This window comes from Streptomyces antimicrobicus (assembly GCF_020532625.1).
GTDB lineage: Bacteria > Actinomycetota > Actinomycetes > Streptomycetales > Streptomycetaceae > Streptomyces > Streptomyces antimicrobicus.
Genome location: NZ_JAJAUY010000075.1, coordinates 23,372 through 29,684, shown reverse-complemented (window position 1 = coordinate 29,684; position 6,313 = coordinate 23,372). Strand labels below are relative to the sequence as shown.

The 6,313-nt window shown below is 74.1% G+C and carries 8 protein-coding genes; 6 read left to right on the top strand and 2 right to left on the bottom strand.

The window, feature by feature from the left end; all coding sequences use genetic code 11:
• The first annotated feature begins 34 nt into the window (after positions 1-34).
• Positions 35-793, top strand: coding sequence for an ABC transporter permease (locus LG632_RS19005; RefSeq protein WP_226728548.1), 759 nt, complete (start codon positions 35-37; stop codon positions 791-793).
• Positions 790-2,121, top strand: a complete 1,332-nt coding sequence (locus LG632_RS19000) for an LLM class flavin-dependent oxidoreductase (protein WP_226728546.1) — start codon at positions 790-792, stop codon at positions 2,119-2,121. Before LG632_RS19005 ends, LG632_RS19000 begins: the two co-directional genes overlap by 4 nt.
• Positions 2,122-2,185: 64 nt before the next feature.
• On the opposite strand, the gene LG632_RS18995 is transcribed toward LG632_RS19000, so the two are convergent.
• Positions 2,186-2,911, bottom strand: a complete 726-nt coding sequence (locus LG632_RS18995) for a DUF2470 domain-containing protein (protein ID WP_226728545.1) — start codon at positions 2,909-2,911, stop codon at positions 2,186-2,188.
• Between the two features lie 42 nt (positions 2,912-2,953).
• Complete coding sequence (locus tag LG632_RS18990) at positions 2,954-3,553, bottom strand: TetR/AcrR family transcriptional regulator (RefSeq protein ID WP_226728544.1); 600 nt, start codon at positions 3,551-3,553, stop codon at positions 2,954-2,956.
• 98 nt (positions 3,554-3,651) lie between these two features.
• Between LG632_RS18990 and LG632_RS18985 the strand changes: the two genes are divergently transcribed.
• The 4 genes from LG632_RS18985 (at position 3,652) to LG632_RS18970 (ending at position 6,305) form a co-directional block, all read left to right on the top strand.
• Positions 3,652-4,047: a cell division protein SepF gene (locus LG632_RS18985; RefSeq protein WP_226728543.1), complete on the top strand. Its 396-nt coding sequence runs from the start codon at positions 3,652-3,654 to the stop codon at positions 4,045-4,047.
• A 66-nt stretch (positions 4,048-4,113) separates the two neighbouring features.
• Positions 4,114-5,289, top strand: coding sequence for an AAA family ATPase (locus tag LG632_RS18980; RefSeq protein ID WP_226728542.1), 1,176 nt, complete (start codon positions 4,114-4,116; stop codon positions 5,287-5,289).
• Positions 5,290-5,354: 65 nt separating this feature from the next.
• Positions 5,355-5,696, top strand: a complete 342-nt coding sequence (locus LG632_RS18975; protein ID WP_226728547.1) for a nucleotide pyrophosphohydrolase — start codon at positions 5,355-5,357, stop codon at positions 5,694-5,696.
• 123 nt (positions 5,697-5,819) lie between these two features.
• Positions 5,820-6,305: a DUF6099 family protein gene (locus LG632_RS18970; protein ID WP_226728541.1), complete on the top strand. Its 486-nt coding sequence runs from the start codon at positions 5,820-5,822 to the stop codon at positions 6,303-6,305.
• Positions 6,306-6,313 lie beyond the last annotated feature (8 nt).

Below are 6,313 nucleotides of genomic sequence, written 5' to 3'. Positions count from 1 at the left end.
GGCCGTCCGCGCCGCCGGGCGGGGGGCACGGGCCGTGGCGGTGCGCAGCGCCGCCGTCGTGGCCCTGCTCCTGCTGTGGGAGGCCGCGCCCCGGCTCGGCCTGGTCGACGCGACCTTCCTGCCGCCCGTCAGCGAGGTCGCCACCGCCTGGTGGGAGCTCCTGGGCGACGGGCAGCTCGCCGAGCACACCCGGGCGAGCCTGGTCCGCTCGCTCGGCGGCTTCGGCATCGCCGTCGCCGTCGCGGTGCCCCTGGGTCTGCTCATCGGCTGGTACCGGCCGGTCGCCGACCTGCTCGGACCGCTGCTGGAGGTGTTCCGCAACACCGCGGCCCTGGCCCTGCTCCCCGTGTTCGTCCTGCTGCTCGGCATCGGCGAGACCTCGAAGATCTCCATCATCGTCTACGCCTGCCTCTGGCCGGTCCTGCTCAACACCATCAGCGCGGTGCGGGGCGTCGACGCCACCTTGGTCCGCCTCGCCCGCTCGATGGACCTCTCCACGCTGCGGCTCTTCCAGAAGGTGGTCCTGCCGGCCTCCGTACCGGCCGTCTTCACCGGCATCCGGCTGGCCGGGGCGGTCTCCATCCTGGTCCTCGTCGCCGCCGAGATGATCGGCGCCAAGGCGGGCCTGGGCTACCTGATCAACGCCTCGCAGTTCAACTTCGCCATCCCGCAGATGTACGCCGGCATCCTCACCGTCTCCGCCATCGGCGTGGCCTTCAACCAGCTGCTCGTCTCCGTGGAACGCCGCCTCAGCCGGTGGCGCGTCCCCGCCTCCTCCCAGGGAACCCGATGACCACCCAGCCGCCCCGCACCCTCCACCTGAACGCGTTCCTGATGAACGCCGGTCACCACGACGCCGCCTGGCGCCACCCGAGCTCCCGTCCCGAGCGGATCACCGACCTGTCCTACTTCCAGGAGCTGGCCCGCACCGCCGAGCGCGGGAAGCTCGACTCGATCTTCTTCGCCGACGGTGTCGCGCTGTGGGGCAAGGCCCGCCACAACGCCCTCGGCGGCTTCGAGCCGCTCACCCTGCTGTCGGCGATCGCGGCCGTCACCGAGCACATCGGGCTGATCGCCACGGTCTCGACCACCTTCAACGAACCCTTCAACCTGGCCCGCAAGTTCGCCTCGCTCGACCACCTGAGCGGCGGCCGGGCCGGCTGGAACATCGTCACCTCCGGAACCGTCGACGAGGCCCGCAACTTCAACCGGGACGAGCACCTGGAGCACCACGTCCGCTACGAGCGGGCCCGGGAGTTCCTGGAGGTCGCCCTCAAGCTGTGGGACAGCTGGGAGGACGACGCGATCGTCCTGGACCGGGCGGCGGGCGTCTACGCCGACACCGACAAGCTCCACCCGGCGGCCCACCGCGGCGCGCACTTCCAGGTGGCCGGACCGCTGAACGTGCCGCGCTCACCGCAGGGGTACCCGCTGCTGGTGCAGGCCGGTTCCTCCGAGGACGGCAAGGAGTTCGCCGCGCAGTACGCCGAGGCCGTCTTCACCGCCCAGCAGACCCTGGCCGACGGCCAGGCCTTCTACAAGGACCTCAAGTCACGGCTGGCCCGGTACGGCCGCTCCGAGGAGGACCTGCTGGTCCTGCCCGGCATCGCACCCCTGATCGGTTCCACGGAGGCCGAGGCCAAGGAGCTGGAGCGCGAGCTCACCGAACTCCAGGTGCCCGCGTACGGACTCGCCCAGCTCTCGGGGATGCTGGGGGTGGACCTGACCGGTCTGCCGCTGGACGGTCCGTTGCCGGAGCTGCCCGACGAGCGGGACATCAACGGCAACAAGAGCCGCTTCACGCTGGTCGCCGAACTCGGCCGGCGCGAGGGCCTGACCCTGCGCGAGCTGATCGCCCGGCTCGGCGCGGGCCGCGGGCACCGGGTGTTCGCGGGCACCCCCGAGCAGGTGGCCGACCAGCTGCAGGAGTGGTTCACCCAGGGCGCGGCGGACGGTTTCAACATCATGGCCCCGGTCCTGCCCACCGGACTGTCCGACTTCGTCGACCACGTCGTGCCGGTCCTCCAGCGCCGCGGGCTGTTCCGTACGGAGTACACCGGCCGCACCCTGCGCGACCACTACGGCCTGCCCCGCCCGGTCAACCGCCATGTGACGGCGTAGCGGCCCGGCGGCGCCGACGCCGAGGGCCGGGTCCTCGCCCCTGCCGGCCTGACGACGACGGTCGTCAGGCCGGCAGGGTGTTGCGGTGCGAGAGGCGGCGGGCCTTGCTCAGCAGGGCCTGGATCTGCGCGCCGGACCGCTCGACGTCGGCCACGGGGGAGGGGAAGGCCAAGGTGGCGTCGCGGTGGCCGCGGCGCTCCTCCAGCCGCAGCGTGATGCCGTGGCGGTCGAGGGCCACGGGCAGCGCGCGCAGGACGGTCGCCCCCGGCTGCGGGTGGACCAGGCGCAGCAGCAGGGTGACCAGTTCCGGGTGGTCGTCGAGGAGGTGGGTCAGCATCCCGGCCTCGTACGTCGCCAGCGGGTCGGGCTCGGCCGCCTCCAGCTCCGCCGGGGTGAGGTACGTCGTGCCCTCGGCGGTCTCCAGCACGGCCCGGCCGAAGGCGACGCAGGTGGTCCCGCCCGGCTCCTCGGTGTAAGGGGTGAGCAGCCGGCCCAGCAAGGTGACGCGGGCGCGCACGCGGTCGCGTACCGGCGTGGGGGCGACATCGGTGAACTCCAGCCGGACGGCGGGGCGGGGGTCGTCGCCCGGGAGCGCCGCGTCGTGGTGCAGGTGCAGCCTGCCCATGGGGTCGCCGTCGTCCAGGTGGCGGACCTCGGTGCGCAGCCCGTCGGTGACCACGGTCATCGAGTGGGCGGCGGCCAGGACCGACCGCACGCGCTCGGCGGCGGTCGGCCGGGCGGCGGGGCCGGCCGGCGTGGTCGGGGTGGTGCGGTCGCGGGGCGTGCGCATGCGGATCTCTCCCTCGTCCCGATCGGGTTAGGTATGCCTAACCTAACCTATCTCGGTCTCGCTCAGAACCCGGCGTGCCAACCGGCCCAGGGCGTCCCCTATCCGCTGCCGCGACAGGCCCAGCGTGTGCCGCTGGTGCTGGTACACCTCCGGCGCCAGCGGGCTCAGCAGCATGTCCGTGCAGGCCTCCGGGTCCTCGGTGCCCGCCGCCGCCAGCAGCGCGCGGACGTGCGCGCGCCAGTGCCCGTACGCCGTCCCGGTGAAGCGGGCCCGGCCCGCCTCCGCGCCGAGCGCGAGGGGCAGGTGCCGCTCCAGGAGCTCGGTCGCGGCGGCGTAGAACGCGGCCAGCCGCTCGGCCGGCGGCGCCCCCGGCCCCAGCGGCGGCGGCCCGTACGCCAACTGCCCCTGGAGGATCCGCTCGTGCTCGTCGAGCAGCGCCACCGCGATCGAGGCCGGATCGGGGAAGCGCCGGTACAGCGTGGCCCGCCCGACCCCGGCGGCCTTGGCGATCGCGTCCATCGTGACCGTGCGGGGGTCCTGCTCGCAGAACAACTGCTCGGCCGCGGCGAGGATCTGCGCCCGGTTGCGCACGGCGTCCGCACGACGGGAGGGCCGGGCCCCCCGGGTGAGCTGGCTCGTCATGGCCGCGACGATACGTGCTTCGTGTCGTTGTTGGGCTGAACGGGTGAAACACGAGAGGATGGGTGGATGCACAAGAAGTCTTCGGGCGAGGCGGCCCGGTGAGCAGGTACGACGTCACCGACGAGCAGTGGGAGGGCCTCGCGCAGGTGGTGCCGCTGCGCAGCCGCAACGAGTGGCCGTCCCGCGTGGACCACCGCACCATCTCCACGGCCCCCGCGGCGGCCGTGGCCCAGCAGCGGCGGTTCGTGGTGATCCGGGTGCAGGTCTTCGCGGACGCGCGCGAGGTCGCCGAGTACCTCATCGCACAGATCCCCGTGCTGCTCGACCTCACCGGCGCCGACACCGAGGTGGCCAAGCGGATCCTCGACTTCAGCAGCGGCGTGGTCTTCGGACTGGGCAGCGGGATGCACCGGGTCGACCGGAACGTCTTCCTGCTGGCGCCCGTCGGCACCGAGGTCGAGGGGATCGCCGCGGCGGCCGTCCCCCGATCGTAGGAAGGTGGGGCCGACGGAACGGTTCGGCGCGGGCCGGGTCCGGCCGGCCCGCCGTAGCGTCCGCGCATGGACGCCACCACCGCCGCGGGCCCGCGCTCCCCGGCCCTCCACCCCACCGCCGCGCCCTTACGCCCCGCCCTGACCGAGCTGCGGCTGTCCGCCTTCGGCCGGCACCGCGGGACCGTCCTCCCGCTGGCCCCCGTCACGCTCCTGGGCGGGCCCAGCGGCAGCGGCAAGTCCCAGGCGCTCGCGGCCTGCGGGGCGCTGGCCCGGCTCGGCGCGGGCGAGGAGCTGGCGGAGGTCTTCCCCGACACGGGCGCCGCCGTACCCGACCGCGCCCTGCCCGACGCGCAGCGGCGGCGCGGGTTCCGGATCGGCTGCACGGTGGACGGGCCCGCCGGGGCGGTCCGGCTCGACCTCGCCGTCCAGGCCGAACCCTCCTTGCGGATCGTCGGCGAACGGCTCACCGCAGGCGGCCAGGTCCTGCTCAGCACCGCCCTGCGCGACCCCGGCCGGCGTACCGTCCAGGCCGGCTGGCTGACCGGCGGCACCGTCGGCGTCACCCGCGCCCCGCTGCCCGACGACCGGCTGGGCACCGCCCTGCTCCCGCTGCGGGTGGCCGGCAGCACCCATGGCCAGCGCCAGGTGCTCGCGGCGGCCGAGCAGACGGTGGTCGCCCTGCGGTCCGTGTTCCCCTGCGATCCCGAACCGGACCGCATGCGCGCGCCCGTGGCCCTCGGCGCCGGACGCCTGAGCCCGGACTGCGCCGACCTCGCCGGCGTCCTGCACCGCACCCGCCACGAGTGCGGCACCCGCTACGGCCTGCTGGTCGAGGCCGCGCGCACCGCCTGCGCCGGGGACGTCCGGGACGTGGCGGCGCGGGCCCTGGCCGACGGCCGGCTCGTGGCCGAACTCGTCCGCGGCGCGGGCCCGGCCACCGCCCTGGCCCGGCTCGGCTCGGGCGAACTGCGCTTCCTCGCCCTGGCGCTGGTCCTGCTGACCGGGCCCGGCGTCCTCGCCGTGGACCCGGCGGCGGAAGTGCTGCCCGCGCAACAGGCGCTGACCGTGCTGGCCGACGGGTTCGACCGCTGCCTCGACGTGCGGCAGACCGCCGAACTGCTGCGGCTGGCCCGGCTGTCGTGCGCGCACGGGCAGACCCGGCTGGTCGCGGCGGTGGCGCAGCCCACGGCGGCGACCGCCCGCGGCCTGCCCGGGGTCGCGGTGGTAGACCTGGTGCCGTGAACGAGACGAGTGGCACGACGGACGGCACGAGTGGCGAGGCGGGCGGCGGCCGGCGGGACGAGCGGTTGGACCGGTTGCAGCGGCGGCTGGCCGAGTTCGCCGCCGCCCGGGGCTGGGAGCCGTACCACACGCCCAAGAACCTGGCCGTCGCGCTGAGTGTCGAGGCGTCCGAACTGGTCGAGATCTTCCAGTGGCTGACGCCGGAGCAGTCGGCGCGGGTCATGGAACGACCGGAGACGGCGCACCGGGTGGCCGACGAGGTCGCGGACGTACTCGCGTATCTGCTGCAGTTCTGTGAGGTCCTCGGGGTGGATGTGCTGGATGCGCTCGCCGCGAAGATCGAAAGGAACGAGCTCCGCTTCCCGGTTCCGGGTGGTTCGGACCCTCATCGTCACTCTTCGGAGTGATGGCGTTGTCCACAACCATGTGTGTGTCCAGAGATTTCCGAATACCCCTGGCTTTACTGGCCCGTTGCCTTCACGCTGGGTAGTGGTGAGAAGGTCGGGTGTCGTGCGGACGGGGGACGGCATATGGATGCGGTGCGGCTCATCGCGGCCGGCCGGCATGCGCTGGCGCAGAGCGGGGCGGCGATGGAGATCGTGGGCGAGGCCTGGCAGGCCCAGGCGCTCGCGGAGGGACTGGGCGGCTGGCTCGTCACGGGCGGTCCGCCCGAGCTGAGATCGGAGGCACGCGGGCTGGGCGAAGCGGGGAGCAGAGGCTGCGGGGTGTTCGACCGCGCGGCCGTACGGGGGGAGGGAAGACCGCCGGCGTATCCACCCCGGGCGGCGCAGCTGACCCAGGTGTCGGACGTCCGCCAGGCCCTGCTGGGGCTCCAGGCCCTGCTCGGCGAGGTGGGGATAGCGCTGGTCGGGGTCGCGTGCGCCACGGACGACGAGGGCCTGTACTGGCAGTGCATAGAGTCGATCGACGCGGCCGACGAGTCCAGCGACCGGGTCCGGGCGATGCTGCGCCGGCTGGCCGTACGGGAACGGGGCTCGGCCTCGGGCGTCGCCTGACGGCGGAC